Origin of the sequence: Streptomyces sp. NBC_01622 (assembly GCF_045209635.1) — a bacterium.
In the GTDB taxonomy this organism is placed as follows: domain Bacteria; phylum Actinomycetota; class Actinomycetes; order Streptomycetales; family Streptomycetaceae; genus Streptomyces.
This window is the reverse complement of sequence record NZ_CP109293.1, coordinates 7,004,041-7,022,627: the sequence shown is the minus strand read 5'-3', so window position 1 is coordinate 7,022,627 and position 18,587 is coordinate 7,004,041. Positions and strand designations below refer to the sequence as shown.

Annotated in this window: 19 protein-coding genes and 1 tRNA gene; 6 read left to right on the top strand and 14 right to left on the bottom strand. The window is 69.0% G+C overall.

What is annotated here, in order from left to right; genetic code table 11:
- Positions 1–57 precede the first annotated feature (57 nt).
- On the bottom strand, positions 58–1,407 hold the full coding sequence (locus tag OH768_RS32405) for a DUF445 domain-containing protein (RefSeq protein ID WP_406459480.1): 1,350 nt from the start codon (positions 1,405–1,407) through the stop codon (positions 58–60).
- 106 nt (positions 1,408–1,513) lie between these two features.
- Between OH768_RS32405 and OH768_RS32400 the strand changes: the two genes are divergently transcribed.
- On the top strand, positions 1,514–2,833 hold the full coding sequence (locus tag OH768_RS32400; RefSeq protein ID WP_406459478.1) for an SGNH/GDSL hydrolase family protein: 1,320 nt from the start codon (positions 1,514–1,516) through the stop codon (positions 2,831–2,833).
- A 29-nt stretch (positions 2,834–2,862) separates the two neighbouring features.
- Here the strand turns inward: OH768_RS32400 and OH768_RS32395 are convergent, their stop codons facing one another.
- The 4 genes from OH768_RS32395 to OH768_RS32380 all read right to left on the bottom strand — a co-directional run bounded on the left by OH768_RS32395 (position 2,863) and on the right by OH768_RS32380 (position 6,466).
- The gene (locus OH768_RS32395; protein WP_406459476.1) at positions 2,863–3,723 is read right to left on the bottom strand and encodes a DUF1707 domain-containing protein; all 861 of its coding nucleotides are present in this window, start codon (positions 3,721–3,723) and stop codon (positions 2,863–2,865) included.
- A 76-nt stretch (positions 3,724–3,799) separates the two neighbouring features.
- Positions 3,800–4,807, bottom strand: a complete 1,008-nt coding sequence (locus OH768_RS32390) for an ATP-binding cassette domain-containing protein (RefSeq protein WP_406459474.1) — start codon at positions 4,805–4,807, stop codon at positions 3,800–3,802.
- Between the two features lie 2 nt (positions 4,808–4,809).
- Positions 4,810–5,574 (bottom strand): ABC transporter permease, encoded by a 765-nt coding sequence (locus OH768_RS32385; protein ID WP_406465533.1) that lies wholly within the window; start codon positions 5,572–5,574, stop codon positions 4,810–4,812.
- Positions 5,575–5,665: 91 nt separating this feature from the next.
- Complete coding sequence (locus OH768_RS32380; protein WP_406459472.1) at positions 5,666–6,466, bottom strand: ABC transporter permease; 801 nt, start codon at positions 6,464–6,466, stop codon at positions 5,666–5,668.
- A 243-nt stretch (positions 6,467–6,709) separates the two neighbouring features.
- On the opposite strand from OH768_RS32380, the gene OH768_RS32375 reads away from it, so the two are divergent.
- Positions 6,710–9,139: a transglycosylase domain-containing protein gene (locus tag OH768_RS32375; RefSeq protein WP_406459470.1), complete on the top strand. Its 2,430-nt coding sequence runs from the start codon at positions 6,710–6,712 to the stop codon at positions 9,137–9,139.
- 62 nt (positions 9,140–9,201) lie between these two features.
- Here the strand turns inward: OH768_RS32375 and OH768_RS32370 are convergent, their stop codons facing one another.
- Together OH768_RS32370 and OH768_RS32365 are read right to left on the bottom strand one after the other, a co-directional pair.
- Entirely contained in the window at positions 9,202–9,558 is a 357-nt protein-coding gene (locus OH768_RS32370) for a co-chaperone GroES (RefSeq protein WP_026178110.1), read from the bottom strand.
- 56 nt (positions 9,559–9,614) lie between these two features.
- Positions 9,615–9,962, bottom strand: coding sequence for a DUF3618 domain-containing protein (locus OH768_RS32365; RefSeq protein ID WP_359607603.1), 348 nt, complete (start codon positions 9,960–9,962; stop codon positions 9,615–9,617).
- Between the two features lie 94 nt (positions 9,963–10,056).
- Here OH768_RS32365 and bcp point away from each other — a divergent pair, with 94 nt between their 5' ends.
- Positions 10,057–10,524 carry a thioredoxin-dependent thiol peroxidase gene (gene bcp, locus OH768_RS32360; RefSeq protein ID WP_019065902.1) on the top strand — a complete coding sequence of 156 codons (468 nt, stop codon included), beginning with the start codon at positions 10,057–10,059 and terminating at the stop codon, positions 10,522–10,524.
- On the opposite strand, the gene OH768_RS32355 is transcribed toward bcp, so the two are convergent.
- Positions 10,521–11,063 carry a GNAT family N-acetyltransferase gene (locus OH768_RS32355; RefSeq protein ID WP_406459467.1) on the bottom strand — a complete coding sequence of 181 codons (543 nt, stop codon included), beginning with the start codon at positions 11,061–11,063 and terminating at the stop codon, positions 10,521–10,523. The genes bcp and OH768_RS32355 overlap by 4 nt on opposite strands.
- Before the next feature lie 112 nt (positions 11,064–11,175).
- On the opposite strand from OH768_RS32355, the gene OH768_RS32350 reads away from it, so the two are divergent.
- Positions 11,176–11,259: transfer RNA gene (locus tag OH768_RS32350), tRNA-Leu, on the top strand.
- Between the two features lie 47 nt (positions 11,260–11,306).
- Here the strand turns inward: OH768_RS32350 and rdgB are convergent.
- The 4 genes from rdgB to OH768_RS32330 form a co-directional block, all read right to left on the bottom strand.
- Positions 11,307–11,909, bottom strand: coding sequence for an RdgB/HAM1 family non-canonical purine NTP pyrophosphatase (gene rdgB, locus OH768_RS32345; RefSeq protein ID WP_406459465.1), 603 nt, complete (start codon positions 11,907–11,909; stop codon positions 11,307–11,309).
- 31 nt (positions 11,910–11,940) lie between these two features.
- Complete coding sequence (locus OH768_RS32340) at positions 11,941–12,339, bottom strand: hypothetical protein (protein ID WP_406459463.1); 399 nt, start codon at positions 12,337–12,339, stop codon at positions 11,941–11,943.
- 143 nt (positions 12,340–12,482) lie between these two features.
- Positions 12,483–13,220: a ribonuclease PH gene (gene rph / locus OH768_RS32335; RefSeq protein WP_019065907.1), complete on the bottom strand. Its 738-nt coding sequence runs from the start codon at positions 13,218–13,220 to the stop codon at positions 12,483–12,485.
- Between the two features lie 91 nt (positions 13,221–13,311).
- Positions 13,312–13,581, bottom strand: coding sequence for a PTS glucose/sucrose transporter subunit IIB (locus OH768_RS32330; RefSeq protein WP_078532317.1), 270 nt, complete (start codon positions 13,579–13,581; stop codon positions 13,312–13,314).
- A gap of 104 nt (positions 13,582–13,685) precedes the next feature.
- On the opposite strand from OH768_RS32330, the gene OH768_RS32325 reads away from it, so the two are divergent.
- Both OH768_RS32325 and OH768_RS32320 read left to right on the top strand, forming a co-directional pair.
- A complete protein-coding gene (locus tag OH768_RS32325; protein ID WP_406459460.1) occupies positions 13,686–14,978 on the top strand; it encodes a PTS transporter subunit EIIC in 1,293 nt (430 codons plus the stop codon).
- Positions 14,979–15,158: 180 nt separating this feature from the next.
- Positions 15,159–16,409 (top strand): PTS transporter subunit EIIC, encoded by a 1,251-nt coding sequence (locus tag OH768_RS32320; protein ID WP_406459458.1) that lies wholly within the window; start codon positions 15,159–15,161, stop codon positions 16,407–16,409.
- A 92-nt stretch (positions 16,410–16,501) separates the two neighbouring features.
- Here the strand turns inward: OH768_RS32320 and OH768_RS32315 are convergent, their stop codons facing one another.
- Both OH768_RS32315 and OH768_RS32310 read right to left on the bottom strand, forming a co-directional pair.
- Positions 16,502–17,434 (bottom strand): NADP-dependent oxidoreductase, encoded by a 933-nt coding sequence (locus OH768_RS32315; protein WP_406459456.1) that lies wholly within the window; start codon positions 17,432–17,434, stop codon positions 16,502–16,504.
- 38 nt (positions 17,435–17,472) lie between these two features.
- Positions 17,473–18,537 (bottom strand): MBL fold metallo-hydrolase, encoded by a 1,065-nt coding sequence (locus OH768_RS32310; protein ID WP_406459454.1) that lies wholly within the window; start codon positions 18,535–18,537, stop codon positions 17,473–17,475.
- Between the last annotated feature and the right edge of the window lie 50 nt (positions 18,538–18,587).

Below are 18,587 nucleotides of genomic sequence, written 5' to 3'. Positions count from 1 at the left end.
TCCTCGTCGAGCGAACGCCCTCCGGGTGCCCCAGGCAATCGGCCCCCACACCCCCGCCTATACCCCCACCACCCGCGACACCGTGTAGATCAGCAACCCCGCCAACGACCCCACCACCGTGCCGTTGATCCGGATGAACTGCAGGTCGCGGCCGATGTTCGCCTCGATCTTGCGGGTCGTGTGTTCCGCGTCCCAGCTCGCCACCGTGTCCGTGATCAGGGAGGTGATCTCCTTGCGGTAGGTGGTGACGACGTACACCGCGGCGCCCTCGACCCAGCCGTCGACCTTCTCCTGGAGCTTCGGTTCGACCGCCATCCGCGCGCCGAGCGACAGCAGGGACGCCCGCACCCGCAGCCGTAGCTCACTGCGTTCGTCCTCGGCGGCCGACACGATCATCGAGCGTACGGACGTCCAGGCGCTGGCGATCAGGTCCTGGACCTCGCCGCGGCCGAGGACCTCGCCCTTGAGGCGTTCCACCCGCGCACGGGTCTCCGTGTCCGACTGGAGGTCGGCGGCGAAGTCGCCGAGGAAGCGGTCCAGGGCGCCGCGGGCCGGGTGGGAGGGCATATCGCGCATCTCGGTGACGAAGCGGAGCAACTCCTTGTAGACGCGCTCGCCGATCCGCTTGTCGACGAACCTCGGGGTCCAGCCGGGCGCGCCGCCCTCGACGGCGTCCATGACCTGCTCGTCGTGCAGGACCAGCCAGTCGTGCGCGCGCGTGACGATGAGGTCGACGACCCGCTTGTGACCGCCGTCGGCGACGATCTTCTCCAGCATCTTGCCGATGCCGGGGGCGATCTCCTGGGCGTCGGCGCGGCGGGTGATCGCCTCGCCGACCACGGCCTGGACGTCGGAGTCGCGCAGCACGGTGAGGGCGCCGCGGAGGGCGGCCGACAGTTCCGCCGTCACCCGGTCGGCGTGGTCCGGTACGGCCAGCCAGGCGCCGAGCCGGCTGCCGATGCCGACCGCGCGCAGCCGCTGCCGTACGACCTCCTCGGAGAGGAAGTTCTCGCCGACGAACTCGCCCAGGGAGACGCCCAGTTGGTCCTTCTTGTTGGGGATGATCGCGGTGTGCGGGATGGGCAGGCCGAGCGGGTGGCGGAAGAGCGCGGTGACCGCGAACCAATCGGCCATCGCGCCGACCATGCCGGCCTCGGCCGCCGCGGCGACATAGCCCGCCCAGGGGCCCGCGCCCGAGTTCGACGCCCACTTGGCGAGCACGTACACGACGGCCACGAAGAGCAGCAGGGCCAGCGCGGTCAACTTCATCCGGCGTACGCCGCGCTGCTTCTCCTCGTCGGCCGCGCTGAACGTGGTCATCGTGCGGCGGGAACCGTCACTCTCGGTGCCCAATTCGGTACGTTCCACTCGATCCACCCGCTCCACCCGTTCGCCGGTACCGTGCATATTGTCCCTTCCTGACCGACTCCCGGAACGGAACAGGAGTTCCCACCGTCACCCGAAAGGGCAAAATGGCAGGGGCCTGCCACTCACCCGAGGAGATCCGCACCGCGTGACCGAGCGTCGTGGTTATGCCCTGCTGTCCGCGATCATCACCCTGATCGTGGCCGTTTCCGTCTGCATATACGTCGGTGTCTCCGCCGGTGACGGAACCCGCGACGACGGGACGAACTCCGCCCGTGCCCACTCCGCCGCCCCCGCCTCGGCCGGTACCTGGGTCGGCGCCTGGTCCGCCGCCCCGGTGGGCGGTGAGCCCGGCACCGAGCCGGTGGGCATGGCGGGCCGCTCGGTGCGCAACGTCGTCCACACGAGCGCCGCCGGGACGAGCGCCCGGATCACCCTCTCCAACCTCTACGGCCAGTCCCCACTGACCGTCACCCACGCCTCGATCGCCCTCGCGGCCGGCCACAACAGCTCCGCCGCCGCCCCGGGCACCATGCGCCGGCTGGCCTTCGGCGGCGCCACCTCCGTCACCGTCCCGGCCGGGCAGCAGATGCTGAGCGACGCCGTCCGCCTCCAAGTCCCGCAGGGCGCCGACGTGTTGGTCACCACCTACGCCCCCGCCGAGTCCGGCCCGGTCACCTACCACCCGTACGCCCGGCAGAACTCCTACCTGGCCGACGGCGACCGTGTCGAGAACCCGAGCGCCACGCCGTACACCCAACGGACCTCGGTGTGGCGCTACTTGACCGCGCTGGACGTGCTGAGCCACGACGCGAACGGCACGGTCGTCGCGTTCGGTGACTCGATAACCGACGGTTCCACCTCGAGCGTGAGCGCCAACCGCCGCTGGCCGGACGCCTTTTCGCAGCGGCTGCGCGCGGCCGTGGCGGCCGGACAGCAGGGCGTGCCGCGCTACAGCGTCGTCAACGCGGGCATCAGCGGCAACCAGATACTCGTGAGCCATGCCGGGCGGCCCGCCGAGAACCAGAGCGGACCGACCCGCTTCGCGCGTGATGTGCTCGGCCGGCCGAACGTCAAAGTCGTCGTCCTCGACCTCGGCGTCAACGACACCCTGCACGGCGCCGACGCCGACCGGATCCTGGCCGGCCTGCGCACCCTGGTCCGCCAGGCCCACGCCCACGGCATCAAGGTCGTCGGCGCGACCCTGACACCCTTCGGCGGCTACCCCCGGTACACGGCGGCCCGGGACGCCGTACGCCAGCGGGTCAACGCGGAGATCAGGAGCGGCACGGTGTACGACGCCGTCGTCGACTTCGACAAGGCGCTGCGCGACCCGTACGCCCCCCGCAGGTACGCCCCCGAGTACGACTCGGGCGACCATCTCCACCCCGGCGACCGGGGCTACCGCAAAATGGCCGACACCATCGACCTGACGGACCTCAAGGGCGCGGTCCCCGCCCGGTTGTGAGCCGGCGGACCAGTCCCGATCAGTCCCCGTCAGTCCCAGTCGCGATGCCTGCGCTCCCGCCGCTCCCGGTGCCGCTCGCGACGCTCCTCGTGCCGTTCCCGCCGCTCCTCGTGCCGGCGGCGCATCGCCTCGCGGTGCTCCTCCATGGCCTCGCGGTGGGCGTCGTGCAGGCCGCCGGACAGGGCGTCGCGGTGGGAGCCGTAGAGCTCCTTCGTCGAGGAACCGCCCTCCAGTTTCTGCCGGCGCCGCTCCTCCTTGAGCCGCTGGCGTTCGGCCCGGGGGAGCTTGCGTTCCACGCCGACCCCGCCCCAGAAGGCGAAGCCCGTGACGATCACGCGCGGGGCGCCGGGGTCGCCCGGCACGCCCTCCTGGCTGTGGTCGAAGCCGCCCATGATGCCGATGCCGCGCACGACGACCTCGACGCCCGGCGGCACGATGATCTGCGCACCGCCCATGATCGCGATGCAGTTGATCTCGACCTCGCGGTCCGCGAAGTTCGCCTCGCGCAGGTCGATCTCGCCGCCGCCCCAGAAGGCGACGGCGGTGAACCGCTTGGGAACCGTCCAGCGTCCCTTGCGCTGGAATCCGGACATGATGGCCACGGCGGCGGTCGAGGACCCTTCGCCGCCGACGATCCGCCCTGCCCAACTCCCGCTCTCCACCGGCTCCTTGACCATGTTCACCGGCGGCGGGGTCACCCCGGGGGCCGGCAGGTCGGCCGTGATGGGGGTCAGTTCGCCGTACGTCCGCGCCTTGTACGTCGCCTCAAGACGCTCCTCGAACTCCTCCATGTCGAGCCGGCCTTCGGCGACGGCGTCGCGCAGGACCTCGGCGACTCGCTCACGGTCGGCGTCGGATGCGCGGAGCTCCGGGACTGCGTCGTCGGTCATACAGGGCAGCCTACGAGGTCGCTCGGAGAAGAGCCATGAGCGGCTGCAAGACCGCTCGACGGAGGGCTGCGGGGGACTACGACACCGCCTTCTCCGCCTGCTCGGACGGGGGTTTGGGGGTGTCCCCCATTGAGTACAGCATCTTGGCGATCACCGCCTCGATGTCCGGTTCCCGCACCGACAGGTCCACCATCGGGTACTCCGCCGCGATCCGTGCCACCAGCGGGGCCGCCGACGCCGAGGCCGGGAACGTCAGCCACTGCCGCGGTCCCTCCACCTTCACCGTCCGCGCGTCCGGCACCTCGATCGGGGGCAACTCCCGCTCCAGGTCCACCACGAGCGTCCGCTCGCTCTCCCCCGCCTCGTGCAGGCCGGTGAGCGGACCGTCGTACATCAGGCGGCCGTGGTCGATGACCATCACCCGCGAGCACAACTGCTCGATGTCCTGGAGGTCATGGGTGGTGAGCAGGACCGTGGTGCCGCGCTCGGCGTTCAACTCCCGCAGGAACTCCCGCACTTTGGCCTTGGAGATGACGTCCAGGCCGATGGTCGGCTCGTCGAGGTAGAGCACCTCGGGGTCGTGCAGCAGCGCCGCCGCGATGTCGCCCCGCATCCGCTGCCCCAGGGAGAGTTGACGTACGGGGACGTCCAACAGGGCCCCCAGTTCGAGGAGTTCGACACAGCGGCCGAGGTTCGCGGCGTAACGGGCGTCCGGGATGCGGTACATGCGGTGCATCAGCTTGTACGAGTCGATCAGCGGGAGGTCCCACCACAGGGTCGTGCGCTGCCCGAACACCACGCCGATGCGGTGCGCGAGACGGGTGCGCTCGCGGGACGGGTCGATGCCGGCCACCCGCAGCCGGCCCCCGGACGGGGTGAGGATGCCGGTCAGCATCTTGATGGTGGTCGACTTCCCGGCGCCGTTCGGCCCGATGTAGCCGACCATCTCACCGCGCGCCACGGCGAAGGAGATCGAGTCGACGGCCCGCACCTGGCGCCGCTCCCGTTTCATGAACCCGGTCTTCTTGCGCACGTCGAAGACCTTCTCGACGCGGTCCAGCTCGATGAACGCCTGCTCTGTCACCTTCAACTCCCGGTGCTTCGGTACGACTTGAGCCCCGCCCGCCAGGCCAGCCCGGCCAGCGCACAGCAGACGAGCGCCACCAGCGGCGAGGCGAACTCCGCGCCCGGCGGCAGATCCAGCGGGTACGGCCGCCCCAGCACATAGGACGCGGGCACCCAGTTGACGAAGGCGAGCGGCAGCATGAAGGTCACGCCCCGCACAAAGTCCTTGCCGAACACCACCGGCGGATACGACAGCAGGGTGTTGCCGCCGTACGTGAACGCGTTCTGCACCTCGGCCGCGTCCTGCGCCAGGATCTGGAAGGCCGCGCCCGCCACGAACAGGGCACCGAAGATCGCCGCCCCGCAGATCAGCATCACCGGCACCAACAGCAGCTTCCCGGCGGTCCAGTTGACGTCGACGCTCAGCAGCGCGTACCCCAGCACCAGGCCGCCCTGGGTGATCCGGCCCAGCCGGCGCAGCGCGAAATGGTCCGCGCCGATCTGCGCCAGCACCGGCGCCGGGCGCACCAGCAACGTGTCGAAGGAGCCGTCGCGGATGCGGGTGCCGAGCACGTCCATCGAGCCGAGGACCAGGTCGGAGATCCCGAACGCGGTCGCCGACAGGCCGTACAGGAAGGCGACTTCGGGCAGCGACCAGCCGCCCAGCGAGTCGACCCGCGAGAACATCAGCAGGATCGTGGCGAAGTCCAGACCGGTCACCAGCAGGTTGCCGACGACCGTGATGACGAAGGAGGCGCGGTAGGTCATGCTCGACCGGACCCACATCCCGGCGATCAGCCCGTAGGCGCGCAGCCCCTCACGCCAGCGGGGCAACTCCCGTGTGCTGTCGTGCAGTTGGACACTCTCAGCCACTGTCTCAGCCACCCTGCACCACCACCCTTCGCGTAGCCACCGACTGCAGCAGCCGCCCCGCCGCGAGCAGCGCCACCGCCCAGGCCGCCTGGAAGGCGTACGCGTGGAGCGGGGCCGTCTTCCCCATCAGCACGTCCGCCGGCATCTGGAGCTGTGCCGCCCACGGCAGGGCCCGTACGACCTCGCCGAGCAGGCCCGGGAAGGCGTTCAGCGGGAGCACCATGCCCGAGCAGAAGATCCCCAGGATCATCGTGGCCTGGTTGACGCCGGTGCCGTCCAGCAGCCAGAACGTGCTCAGCGCGGCCAGATAGCGGATGCCGAAACTGACGGCCATGGCCAGGAGCAGCGCCACCAGCAGAGCCGCCCAGGAGCCGACGTCCGTGGGCAGCGCCATCTTGAAGAACAGCGCGCCGACGGTGAACGGGATCACGCCCCGCCCCAGCATCTGGAACAGCGCCCGCCCGAAGTCGCTTGCCAGCCACCACAGTTGGAGATCGGCCGGCCGGTACAGGTCGACGGCGATGTCACCCGTACGGATGCGCTCCATCAGATCCTTCTCGAACCCGCCGCCCTGGATCGCCAGCGTCGCGTACAGACACTGCCCCAGCCACACATAGGTCACCGCCTGCGCCTGGTCGTAGCCCCCGAGATGCGGGCGCTCGTCCCACAGCGCCAGATAGGTGTAGACGAGGACCACGCCGAACACGGTGTTGGTGAACACCCCGGCGAGCGTCGCCGCCCGATACGTCGCGTACCGCCTGAAACCCCCCGCCGCGACGGCCGCGTACAACCGCCCAGCACCCACCAGAAACCCACCCTCCACCACGTCTTGACACCGAAGCGCAGGAGCCTAGTGCGCAGGTGGTGACGCACGCCACGCATTTTCCGGGCAAGTGCGTGCCGATCGGCGGGAACGGAACGCATGGTGCGAGAGTCTTCGTCTGGGGGCGCAGAAGCGCACAAGGCCGTACAGGAACATACGCGACCGTATGGGAACATGCGGGGCCGTACGGGACAGTACGACGCGAAACAGGAGTCCGTGCACGACATGAGCGACCAGCCGCAGCCGCAGCAGCCCGAGCAGGGCTGGGCACCGAGAGAGCCGGAAGCGGCTGCCGCACCCAAGGCGCCCGGGGCATCCGGGGGCGAGAAGCCCAAGCGGCCCAAGCGCACCGGGTGGCGCAGGATCATCCCGACCTGGCGGATGACGCTCGCCGGGGTCGTCGTGCTCGTGGCGCTGCTGATCGGCGCGTTCTACCTCGGCTACTCGCTGGTCAAGATCCCGCCCGCCAACGCGCTCGCCACCAAGCAGTCCAACGTGTACCTCTACGCGGACGGCACCCAACTCGCCCGCGACGGCGAGGTCAACCGCGAGAACGTCGGACTCGACCAGGTCTCCGCCAACGCCCAGCACGCCGTACTGGCCGCCGAGGACCGGGACTTCTTCTCCGAGTCCGCCGTCGACCCGAAGGCGATGGTCCGCGCCGCCTGGAACACCGCCACCGGCAAGGGCACCCAGTCCGGCTCCACGATCACCCAGCAGTACGTCAAGAACCACTACCTGGGCCAGGAACAGACCGTCACCCGAAAGGTGAAGGAGTTCTTCATCTCGGTCAAGCTGGACCGCGAGGAGTCCAAGTCCCAGATCCTGGAGGGCTACCTCAACACCAGCTACTTCGGCCGCAACGCCTACGGCATCCAGGCCGCCGCCCAGGCCTACTACGGCAAGGACGCCGTCGACCTCGACGCCGGCCGCGGCGCCTATCTCGCCGCGCTGCTGAACGCGCCGAGCGAGTACGACGTCGTAGCGCATCCGGAGAACAAGGCCGCGGCGGTGGCCCGTTGGAACTACGTCCTCGACGGCATGGTCAAGAAGGGCTGGCTCACCCAGTCCGCACGCACCGGCATGAAGTTCCCCATGCCGAAGGAGGCCAGCGCCTCGACCAGCATGTCCGGCCAGCGCGGCTACATCGTCACCGCGATCAAGGACTACCTCGCCACCAACAAGATCATCGACGCGGACACCCTCGAAGCCGGCGGCTACCGCATCACCACCACCCTGCAGAAGAGCAAGCAGGACGCCTTCGTGAAGGCCGTCGACGACCAACTCATGTCCAAGCTCGGCAAGAAGAGCCGCAAGGTCGACAACTACGTGCGCGCGGGCGGCGCTTCGGTCGACCCCAAGACCGGACAGATCGTCGCGATGTACGGCGGCATCGACTACGTCAAGCAGTACACGAACGGCGCCACCCGCGGCGACTTCCAAGTCGGCTCCACCTTCAAGCCGTTCGTCCTCGCCTCCGCGATCCAGAACGACTCGCAGACCCAGGACGGCCAGACCATCACCCCCAATACCTACTACGACGGCACCGACAAACGCCCCGTGGAAGGCTGGAGCGGCGGCTCCTACGCCCCCGAGAACGAGGACGGCGCCTCCTACGGCGACATCACCGTCCGCACCGCCACCGACAAGTCCGTCAACTCGGTGTACGCGCAGATGGCCGTGGACGTCGGCCCCGCCAAGATCAAGCAGACCGCGACCGACCTCGGCATCCCCGCCGACACCCCCGACCTCACCGCCACCCCGTCCATCGCGCTCGGCCCCTCCACCGCGAGCGTCCTCGACATGGCGGAGGCCTACGCCACCCTCGCCAACCACGGCCAGCGGCACACGTACACGATGATCTCGAAGATCACCAAGGACGGCACCGACCAGGTCAAGCTGCCCGCGCAGAAGACCACCCGCGCGGTGAGCCGCGAGTCCGCCGACACCACGACCAACGTCCTGGAGAGCGTCGTCGACAACGGCACCGCGACCGCCGCGCAGGGCGCCGACCGCCCGGCGGCCGGCAAGACCGGCACAGCGGAGAAGGACACGGCGGCCTGGTTCGCGGGCTACACCCCCGACCTCGCCACCGTCGTCTCCGTCATGGGCCAGAACCCGACCACCGCCGCCCACGAACCCCTCTACGGCGCGATGGGCCTCCCCCGCGTCAACGGCGGCGGGGCGCCCGCCGAGATCTGGGCCCAGTTCACCAAGTCCGCCCTCAAGGGCACCCCGGCGAACGACTTCGACCTCCAGCTCCAGGACGGCGCCGAGACGGTCGCACCCCCGAGCATCCAGCCCTCCCAGCCGTCCACGACCGACGGCCAGGACAACGGCGGCACGACCACCACCGGCGGCCAGGGCGGCCAGGGCCAGACCCAGGGCGGCACCACCGACGGCGGAACGACCGACGGCGGCACCACCACCGGAGGCACGACCACCACCGACGGCGGCACCACGACGACCGGCGGCACCACAGGCACCACGACGGACGGCGGCACGACCACCACCGGCGGCACCACGGGCACGACCACGGCCGGCACGACGACAACCGGCGGCACCACGGGCACAACAACGGACGGCACCACCGGCGGCACGACGACCGGAGGGACCACGGCGGGGCCGCAGAGCACGGCGCGCAAGAAGGAGTGACCGGCTCTTTCAAAGCCTTGAGGGGCTGGTGACCGTGGTCACCAGCCCCTCAGAGCCTTGGATTACAGGTACAGCCCGGTCGAGTCCTCGGAGCCCTCGAAGCGGTCCGCGGCGACCGCGTGCAGGTCGCGCTCGCGCATGAGGACGTAGGCGATCCCGCGCACCTCGACCTCGGCGCGGTCCTCGGGGTCGTAGAGGACCCGGTCGCCGGGCTCGACGGTCCGTACGTTCTGGCCCACCGCGACGACATCGGCCCAGGCCAGCCGCCGCCCGACCGCGGCCGTCGCCGGAATCAGGATCCCGCCGCCCGAACGCCGCTCGCCCTCGCTCTTGTCCTGCCGCACGAGCACACGGTCGTGCAGCATCCGGATGGGCAGCTTGTCGTGCTGGGTGCTCTGCTCGTCTCTCTTGGCGCTCACGCCCACGAACCTACCTGCCTCGGACCCGTCGGTACGCCGCCGGGTACCCCACGAAATCAGCCCTTACGACCCTTGCCGCGCCGGGACCCGAGGACGAACAGCCCCACGACCCCGACGGCGACCAGAGCGACGGGAACGATCCGCTCCACCCTCGGCGCGCCCTCGTCGTCCACGAACTGCCCCTTGACGTCACTCACGACCCGGTTGACGCCGACGTACGCCTTCCCGAGGGTGTGATCGATGCTGGACGCGACCTTGGCCTTCGCGTCGCCCACGATGGTCTTCGGGTGCACCCGCACCCCGATCTCGTCGAGCGTGTCGGCCAGGACATCGCGGCGACGCTTGATGTCCGCCTCGATCTGCGCCGGGGTTCTGGTGTCCGGCGTGTTCGACGTGTCCGCCACCGTACGGCCTCCGAAGTCTGCTGGTGCTTGTGCCGGACAGTCTGTCAGCTCTCGCGCGCAGTGCACTGTCAGCACCCCCGGTTACGCTAGCGCGATGAGTGAACGACTCCAGCCCGGGGACGTTGCCCCCGCCTTCACGCTCCCCGACGCCGACGGCAACGAGGTGTCCCTCGCCGACCACAAGGGCCGCAAGGTCATCGTCTACTTCTACCCGGCGGCCCTGACGCCCGGCTGCACCAAGCAGGCCTGCGACTTCACGGACAACCTGGAGGTGCTGGCCGGCGCCGGGTACGACGTCATCGGCATCTCCCCCGACAAGCCGGAGAAGCTCGCCAAGTTCCGCGAGAAGGAGAACCTCAAGGTCACCCTCCTCGCGGACCCCGACAAGCAGGTCCTCGACGCCTACGCGGCCTTCGGCGAGAAGAAGAACTACGGCAAGACCTACATGGGCGTGATCCGCTCCACGATCATCGTGGACGAGTCCGGCAAGGTCGAGCACGCGCTGTACAACGTCCGCGCGACGGGCCACGTGGCGAAGATCATCAAGGACCTGGGTATCTAGCCCCTTGTCGCCTCTCCACACCTGAACGAGATCCACACATCGGGAGGCAGGTCGGCCCGCTGAGGCACCGGCCTGCGCTCCTCGTTCCACTCCCCCGGGGCAAGGTCCTCACCGACCCGCCGCCAGAACGCCACGGCCCCCGGATTGGCGTCCTGAAACGCGATCTCCCAACGGCCCGGGTGCCGCCGTACGACATCCTGGACAGCCCGCAGCCCCACCCCGCCGCGCCGGACTCCCCGCACCACGAAGAAGCTGTTGAGCACGCGAGTGGGCCCACTGAGCCCCCGCACGAACGCGAACCCGACGGGCCGCTCCCCCCTGAGGAAGAGATACGGCGCCCAGTCGTCCCCACCCCCACCGAACGCCGCGTCCACCCGCTCGCTGCGGAACGTGCCGTCGGGGTTGGGCAGTTGGGGCTCCGCCGCGGTGTCGAACTCGGACAGGTCGTGCCGGAACATCAGCCAGAGCCGCTCGACGGTGGGGCGGTCGGCGGGGGTGGCTGGGCGTATGTCCACTGTCGTGGAAGAGGTCTTGGTCATGAAAAAAGCCTCCCGGGAGGACAAGAGTCCGCACCTTGGGAGGCTTCAGAGAGGTTCAGCATAGCCTTCGTTCAAGGCTGCAGGCGACTCCCGGTACGATGACAGACAGCTAGCGGCGGTGGTGCAATGGTGACACAGCAGACTTAGGATCTGTGGCCCTTGATCGGGCTTGAGGGTTCGAATCCCTTCCGCCGCACACAGACGGCCTGCGTATCAAAGGATCGATGCGCAGGCCGTTTCCGTTCAGCCCAACAACTCCCGCACCACCGGCACCAACGCCCGAAACGCCTTCCCCCGATGGCTGATCGCGTTCTTCTCCTCCGCCGTAAGCTCCGCGCAGGTCCGCGTGTCCCCCTCCGGCTGGAGGATCGGGTCGTAGCCGAAGCCGTTCGTGCCGGTCGGCGCGTGCCTCAGCACGCCCCGCAACTGCCCCTCGACCACCCGTTCCGTGCCGTCCGGCAACGCAAGCGCCGCCGCGCACGCGAAGTGCGCGCCCCTGTGTTCGTCGGCGATGTCCGAGAGCTGGGCCAGGAGGAGGTTCAGGTTGGCCTTGTCGTCGCCGTGGGTGCCGGACCAGCGGGCCGAGAAGATGCCCGGCGCGCCGTTCAGGACGTCGACGCAGAGGCCGGAGTCGTCGGCGACCGCGGGGAGGCCTGTTGCCTGCGCCAGGGCGTGGGCCTTCAGCAGCGCGTTCTCGGCGAAGGTGATGCCTGTTTCCTTGACGTCGGGGATGTCGGGGTAGGACTCGGCGCCGATCAGTTCGTGGGGCAGTCCCGCGTCGGCGAGGATCGTCCTGAGTTCGGTGATTTTCCCGGCGTTGCGGGTGGCGAGGATCAGGCGTGTCATGGCGTCCAGTATCCCAACGTCCGGTCCACGTCTACGACGTGCACACCTTCGTCAGTTCGCCCGCCGCGTCCGTGACGGGGCCGATGTCGGGGGTGTTGTCGCCGTTCTTGACCGCCGTGCGGACGTTGTCGACGGCCTTGCGGAGGTCGTCGACAGCCTTGTTGACGTCCGCGTTGTCGGTCTTGTCGCCGATCTTGTCGAGGTCCTTCTCGATGGAGTTGAGGGACTGGTCGGTCTGGGTGGGGTCGTTGGCCGCGTTCTCCACCGCCTGTTGGAGGCCGGTGACGCTGTCGGCGATGGTGTCGGCGGTCTGGACGCAGTCGATGGCCTTGTCGACGGCGTCGCAGCCGGTGGCGAGTCCGGCCGTGAGGCCGATCACCGCCACGGTGGTGGCGACGGCGATACGGCTACGACGGCTTGCGGCGGCCATGGTTCGGTTTCCTCCCGTGGGGGTGGGCTTCTGCGTCCACTCCCCGTTTCCGTTCCGTATGCGTAGGGACGCGGATGCGGGCTGCCGGGTTGACCCCGCAGCCCGCTTCTCTTTGTACGTCCTTTACTGACCCGTCCAGCCTCTTACTTCTCCAGCGCGGCCTCAAGTGCCTTTCGCTGTACGGCGGTCAGCTCGCCGCAGCCGGCGACCGCGAGGTCGAGGAGGGCGTTGAGTTCGTCGCGGGCGAAGGGTTCGGCCTCGGCGGTGCCCTGGACCTCGACGAAGCGGCCGTCGCCGGTGCAGACGACGTTCATGTCGGTCTCGGCCCGGACGTCCTCCTCGTAGCAGAGGTCCAACAGAGGGACTCCGCCGACGATGCCTACCGAGACGGCCGAGACCGTGCCCGTGAGCGGCTGGCGGCCGGCCTTGATCAGCTTCTTGCCCTGGGCCCAGGTGACGGCGTCCGCGAGCGCGACGTACGCGCCGGTGATGGCGGCCGTGCGGGTGCCGCCGTCGGCCTGGAGGACGTCGCAGTCGAGGACGATGGTGTTCTCGCCGAGGGCCTTGTAGTCGATGACGGCGCGCAGCGAGCGGCCGATGAGGCGGCTGATCTCGTGGGTGCGGCCGCCGATCTTGCCGCGGACGGATTCGCGGTCGCCGCGGGTGTTGGTGGCGCGGGGCAGCATGGAGTACTCCGCGGTGACCCAGCCTTCGCCGCTGCCCTTGCGCCAGCGGGGGACGCCTTCGGTGACGGAGGCGGTGCAGAAGACCTTGGTGTCGCCGAAGGAGACGAGGACGGAGCCCTCGGCGTGCTTGCTCCAGCCGCGTTCGATGGTGACGGGGCGGAGCTGTTCGGGGGTTCGGCCGTCGATTCGAGACATGGCGAAGAGCCTAGTGGTAGACGCGGAAGGGGCTCCTCCCGGATCGGGAAGAGCCCCCTCGGTGCGCGAGGCCGGGGATGATCCCCGCGCTTCACATCAGGTCTTCGATGTCCGCCGCGATCGGGTCCGCGTCGGTGCCGATGACGACCTGGATGGCGGTGCCCATCTTGACGACGCCGTGGGCGCCGGCGGCCTTCAGAGCGGCTTCGTCGACCAGGCTCGGGTCCTTCACCTCGGTGCGCAGGCGGGTGATGCAGCCCTCGACCTCTTCGATGTTGTCAATGCCGCCCAGCCCGGCAACGATCTTCTCAGCCTTGGTGGCCATGGTGTTCTCTCCCTGATCCGAACCGCTTTGTCGCAGTAACCCACAGTTGGCCCAGCTTCGCGAGCGGTCATGTCGTGCGTGCCGAATGATGGTGACGATCACGTCGCAACTGGTCTACACCACATTACCGAGGGGCGTCCATGAGCGCCGACAGCGCCGCCGCCGGTCCCGGGCGCGTCTCCTGGAACAAGGTGTTCCAGGGGCTGCAGAAGATGGGCCGCAGTCTCCAACTCCCCATCGCCGTACTGCCGGCCGCCGGCATCCTCAACCGGCTCGGGCAGCCGGACGTGTTCGGGGACGACGGGCTGGGGTGGACCAATGTCTCGAAGGTGATGGCGGGTGCCGGCGGCGCGCTGCTGGACGGTCAGCTCGGTTTGCCGCTGTTGTTCTGTGTGGGTGTCGCGATCGGGATGGCGAAGAAGTCGGACGGGTCGACGGCGCTGGCCGGGCTGGTCGGTTTCCTCGTCTACTACAACGTGCTGCGCCAGTTCCCCAAGGACTGCACGGGCGGTACGGACGTGCTGCCCGGGATCGGCTGCCAGGCCGCCGATCAATCGGTGTCGGCGTTCACGTACCAGAATCCCGGGGTGTTCGGCGGGATCGTGCTGGGGCTGCTGACCGCGTTCTTCTGGGCGCGGTACCACCGTACGAAGCTGGTGGACTGGCTGGGCTTCTTCAACGGGCGGCGGCTGGTGCCGATCATCATGTCGTTCGTGGCGATCGCGGTCGCGGCGGTGGCGCTGTGGATCTGGCCGCCGATCGGCACGAGTCTGGAGCACTTCAGCGACTGGCTGAGCGCCCGGGGTGCGGTGGGTGCCGGGGTGTTCGGTCTGGCCAACCGGGCACTGCTGGTCGTAGGGCTGCATCAGTTCCTGAACGTGCCCATCTGGTTCCAGTTCGGGAGTTACACCAAGCCGGACGGGACGGTGGTGCACGGTGACATCAACATGTTCCTGGCGGGCGACCCGAACGCGGGGCAGTTCACGTCGGGGTTCTTCCCGATCATGATGTTCGCGCTGCCGGCGGCGGCGCTCGCGATCGCACACTGCGCGAAGCCGAGTCGCCGTAAGGAGGTGGGTGGGCTCATGGTGTCGGTCGCGCTCACCTCCTTCATGACCGGTATCACCGAGCCCATCGAGTACTCGTTCCTGTTCATCGCGCCCCTCCTCTACGCCGTCCACGCGGTGTTGACGGGTGTGTCGATGGCGGTGACCTGGGGGCTCGGGGTGCACGACGGTTTCAGCTTCTCGGCGGGGCTGATCGACTACGCGATCAACTGGAACCTGGCGACGAAACCGTGGGCGATCATTCCGATCGGGCTGTGCTTCGCGACGGTGTATTACGTCGTCTTCCGTTTCGCGATCACGAAGTTCGATCTGAAGACTCCGGGGCGGGAGCCGGAGGAGGAGCGGGAGGACGTCACAAAAGCCTGACGGCGTAGGCGAGTTGGGCCCCCGGACCATCGGTCCGGGGGCCCTTCGCCCTCTGTGCCGTCGTGTACGTCGCGTAGCGATTCGGTCGCAGGTTTTGCGGGTTCCTTTATGCGGACTTCATCTGCTACAACAGGTCTACACCACTGAGTGGTGTAGACCACCACCCGATGGAGGAAGTCTATGTCCACCGCCACCGCGCCAACGGCGGCCCCCGCGAAGAAGTGGGGATCCGGCCTGTTCCAGGGCCTGCAGAAGATCGGCCGCAGCCTTCAGCTCCCGATCGCCGTGCTTCCGGCGGCGGGCATTCTGCTCCGGTTCGGTCAGGCCGACATCCACGACAAGCTGCATCTGCCGGACAAGGTGACGGCGGTCTTCGCCACCGCCGGTGGCGCGATCTTCGACAACCTGCCGCTGCTGTTCTGTATAGGTGTAGCGATCGGCTTCGCCAAGAAGTCCGACGGCTCCACCGCGCTGGCCGCGCTTGTCGGCTTCCTCGTCTACAGCAATGTGCTCAAGGCCTTTCCGGTCACCGACGCGAAGATCCTCAAGGGCGCGGACGTGGCCGCGACCTACAACAACCCCGGTGTCCTCGGCGGCATCATCATGGGTCTGCTGTCCGCGGTGCTGTGGCAGAAGTTCCACCGGACCAAGCTGGTCGACTGGCTCGGCTTCTTCAACGGCCGTCGCCTGGTGCCGATCATCATGGCGTTCGTCGGCACGCTCATGGGTGTCTTCTTCGGCCTGGTCTGGAAGCCGATCGGTGAGGGCATCTCGAACTTCGGCGAGTGGATCACCGGTCTCGGTTCCTTCGGTGCCGCTCTGTTCGGCCTGATCAACCGCGGTCTGATCCCGGTCGGCATGCACCAGTTCGTCAACTCCGTGGCCTGGTTCCAGATCGGCGACTACAAGGACTCCACCGGTGCCGTCGTCCACGGTGACCTGACCCGCTTCTTCGCCGGTGACCCGTCCGCCGGACAGTTCATGTCGGGCTTCTTCCCCATCATGATGTTCGGCCTGCCGGCCGCCGCGCTCGCCATCGCGCACTCCGCCCGCCCCGAGCGCCGCAAGGCCATCACCGGCATGATGATCTCGCTCGCGCTGACGTCCTTCGTGACCGGTGTGACCGAGCCCATCGAGTTCTCGTTCATGTTCATCGCCCCGGTGCTCTACGCGATCCACGCGGTGCTGACCGCCCTGTCCATGGCGATCACCTGGGCGCTCGGCGTCCACGCGGGCTTCACCTTCTCCGCCGGCTTCATCGACTACGCCCTCAACTGGAACCTCGCCACCAAGCCCTGGCTGATCATCCCGATCGGTCTGGTCTTCGGCGCGGTCTACTACTTCGTCTTCCGCTTCGCGATCACCAAGTGGAACCTCCCCACCCCGGGCCGCGAGCCCGAGGAGGAGATCGAGGACCTCACCAAGGCGTGAGCCGCCCGTACGACGCGACGATGCCCGGCCCCGGAGTCCGCTCCGGGCCGGGCATCGTCGTATCGGCCAACTCGGGCCGTGTGTCGGCCCGTTCAGACCGTGAGCACGATCTTCCCCCGCACCGACCTCTCCTCACTCCTCCGGTGCGCCTCGGCCGCCTCGGTCAGCGGGAGGGTCAGGCCGACGCGGGCCTTCTTCTTCCCGTCGGCGAGGTCGGCGAGGATCTGCGCCAGCAGCGGGCCGTCGGACTGTGCGCTGACCCTGCGTACCTCGACACCGCGCTCCGCCGGGGGCTCCGGCACGACCGCGATGACGACGAAGACGCCGCCGTCGCGCACGGCGTGGATCAGGTCGCCGCCGATACCGGCGGGGTCCACGACGAGGTCGACCCCGCCGGGCACCGCTTTCCGTACCGCGGCGGCGAGTTCGCCTGCGTCGCCCGCCCGGCCGAGGACGATGTCGGCGCCGAGGCCCTCGACGTACTTCTCGTCACCGTTCGACGCCACCGCGACGACCTTGGCGCCGCGGCCTGCCGCGTGCTGGACCGCCCAGCCGCCGATGGCGCCGCTCGCGCCCGTGACCAGGACGGTCTGCCCGGCTTCGAGTCCGCCCAGGTCGAGGGACTGCCAGGCGGTCTCGGAGGTGATCGGGACGGCCGCGGCCGTGATGTCGTCGACGCCGTCCGGGATCTGGGCGAGATGGGCGGGGTCGATGGAGACGACCTCCGCGTACGTGCCCTCCTGGTTGACGAACCAGGGCGCGAGCCCGGCGACCCGGGTGCCGGGGGCGAACGGTCCGTCGCCGTCGATGACCGTGCCCGCGAGGTCCGCGCCGAGGATGAACGGCGGTGCCAGATCGGGCAGCACCTGGCGCAGCCAGCCGGCGCGGGCCGCGAGGTCGGCCGGGTTCACGGAGGTCCCCGTCACCCGGACCCGGACCCGTCCGGCGCGCGGCTCGGGTTCGGGGATCTCGGTCACGGTGAGCACCTCGGGTCCACCGAAGTCGTACTGCTGAATCGCTTTCATCACAGTCTCTTTCCTGGTGTGGTTCGGGTGGGGGCGGGTCAGTCGTGGACGGTCATTCCGAAGCCGCTGTCGAGGCGCATCGACTCCATGAGCATGAAGGCGTTGCTCTCGGTGAAGACGTCGGCCGCGGCGAGGACGCCGGTGTATTTCCGGACGACCGGGCGGGCGGCGACCGCGATCACCTCGTCGAGGTAGGTCTTGACCGCGGCCCAGGTGTTGTTGCCGTACTTCACGAAGTAGGGGGTGGCGTCGACCGTGGTGAGGGCGGTGCGGATCTCCGTCTCCAGGTCGTCCATGCAGTCGATGTGGATCCTGAGGTCGCGGCGCGTGCCCAGCCGGCCGAGGTGGCCGCCGATGAAGGTGGTCCACGGGTACTTGAGGGCCTTGGCCGGCGCCTGCAGCGAGCCCGGGATGTCCTCGTTGATGTTGAGGTTGGCGAACGGCACCCAGCCGGGCAGGGCCACGTCCACCAGCATCAGCGTGTCGTGGGCGGGGAGGTGGATGTAGATGTTGTCGGGGGTGTGGTTGGCACCCTGCCAGGCGAGTTCTATGCGCTCGCCGCCGATGTGCAGCACCCGGTGGTCCTCGAAGGTCTCCTCGGGGGCGGGCTTGTTGGGGTCGTTGTCCCGGACGAGGAGTCTGCGGGTCTCGGAGTGCCCGATCCGGGTGACGTTCCGGCCGAAGATGCCGGAGCCGCCGGCGTGGTCGGAGTGGTGGTGCGAGTAGATGAGGTGCGTGACCTTGCTGCTGAGGCCGTTGGGTTTGGTCACGTCGTCGATGGCGCGCTGGATGTTGTGGCCGATCGAGGGCGGCGCGTCGAGCAGCACCACGCCGTCGCGGGTGGTCAGGAACGCGGAGACATAGGTGCCGTCGGTGACCCAGTAGAGGTTCCGTTTGATACGTCCGACGTAGTAGCCCTGGCTGTTGAGCGCCGGGCCGAGCGAGGACTGGGGCACCGGGGCGTAGTCGGGCAGGCCGGTGGTGTCGGCGGCGCGGGCCGGGGCGGCGAGTGCCGTGTCGGCGACGACGGAGCCGATCGCGGGGACCGCGGTCAGGGCGGCGGCGCGGGCCAGGAGGGAGCGGCGGGAGGTGTGGGCGGCCATGTTCTGGACCTCTTCTCTGCACGACGCAGAACGCAAGATACAGGGGGCTT